Genomic DNA, 1,851 nt, shown 5'->3' with positions numbered 1-1,851 from the left:
CTCGACACGCATGCGAGCACGAGTCGATTCACCCTCGCACGAGTGGACGGCGGTCCTCCCGAACGTGTCTCCGGAGAGGAACTCGGCCGCTTCCTGGGCCGCCGCCCGAGCATCGAGGCGCTCCGGAGGGTGGCAGCACAGGGAAAGGATGCCTCCATCGCGCTGGTGGCCTGCGACTCGGCCCCTCTGGCGCAGGCGGTGGCGGACGCGACCGGCCTGCGCGTGCACGCCCCGACGGCCGAGGTCAGCACCTCCCACATCGACGGCAGCCCCTACGAGCCGACGACGCCGAACCTGGTCGTGCATGTGCGGAAAGAGGACGGAGCCTACGGGGAATACCTCACCTTCCATCCGAACGAGCCGCTACCCGAGACCGGCGGCGAGACGGTCATGGACCCGCGCGCCTTCACCGTGCGGTTCCCGGAGCGGTCGAAGTGGCCGTACGTGGTGTGGGAGGAGGACATCCGGGAGGCGGCCCGGGGCATCACGCCGGAACTGATCCGTCGTCACCTCGCCGGTTTGGAACAGCCCGTCATCACGATCACCGGGCGCGGAAACGGCCGCTTCACGGCGAACCGCACCGGCGTGGAACGCGCGGAGACCGTGCGGGCCCTCCTGGCCGCCGAGATCGAGGCGCAGGCGTCCCGTGCCGGGGTCGTCCTCGACCTGGGGCAGATCATCGAGGTGGCGTCGGCCGGCCGGAGCGCACTTCCGGCTGACCTGCTCCCGAACGTCGACGCGGCGGACCGTCAGCGCTCGGTGACCGTCGAACTGGCCTTCCCCGAGCAGGCCCCGCCGGTGCCCACGGCGCGGGTACGGGAGATCCCGTCGGGCATGTGGGTGACCGACCGGGCGCTGCCGCCGAGGGCACAGGTGCAGTTCCGGCAGGCGCTGGACGCACTGTCGGCGCGTGGTGACGCCTTCGTGGTGGCGATGCACGTGGGTGCGAAGGGCACGCCGGTGACGGAGCATCAGCTCGGACAGCTGTTGATCGACGCGTACGACGCGGGGAAGCTCGACGGGCGGACCACTGTCGATTTCCTGTCCTGCCGGTCCGGTGCCGAGGACACCGGGTCGGTGGCGTACGCACTGTCGATGCTGTGGGCGCACCAGGAGGCCAATCCCCGGGCAGCGCTGCCGGATTCGATACCGGGCCGGGCCCCGGTGGGCGACGTGTGGGTGGTGCCGAACGGCGACGGCGGCAATGACGTCGTCGTCGCGGACCAGGTCGGCCTGCGATCGGACGGCACGCCGGTGGTCTTCCAGAGCGGAACGTCGAAATGGCGGACGTTCTCCGACAGCGGGGACGCCGCGCACACGCCGCGGCACGCGGACAGCGAGGGCGGTCACCTGGCCGCTGACGGGACGATCGACGACGAGCTGCCTGCCGGCTTCACGGCTGGTCGGGCGGACGGCCTCCGGGCGCACGACGGCGCGGTCAAGTTCGGTCCCGGGCCGGAGAGTCCGGCCGAGGGCTCGGGTGCCCGGGCGCGGGACGACGGTGCGGGGGAGGAGTCCGTCCAGTCGCAGGTGACGGGGGGTCACACCGATCCGGCGTTCACTCCGGCGAAGGCGGTGGACCCGGCCGCGTCGCGGCAGTCGCCGCGGCGGATCGCCGACACCCAGCGACTGTCGGCGGGCGACCAGGTGGTGGGCCTGCACAAGGACGCCGGCCAGGTGGTCGAGGAGATCACCCGGCTGTTCGGTGAGACGGTGGGTGGTCCGGCACGGGCTTCGGCGGAGTCGATCATCCGTAGCTACGTCGACGCACAGACGCTGCGCCCGATGCTCTCCGCGCTGTCCCGTGGCGACGGGTGGGCGGTGCCGTTCGACGGCGAGGGGTGGAGCGGC

At 72.1% G+C, this 1,851-nt stretch carries 1 protein-coding gene; it reads left to right on the top strand.

Translation table 11 applies throughout. From position 1 onward, the window contains the following. Window positions 1-129: 129 nt before the first annotated feature. The coding region (locus tag ACWD4U_RS34685) for a hypothetical protein (protein ID WP_449787410.1) at window positions 130-1,851 on the top strand (1,722 nt) is incomplete at its 3' end.

Source organism: Kitasatospora sp. NPDC002522 (assembly GCF_053595195.1).
This window is presented reverse-complemented; position numbering and strand designations above follow the sequence as displayed.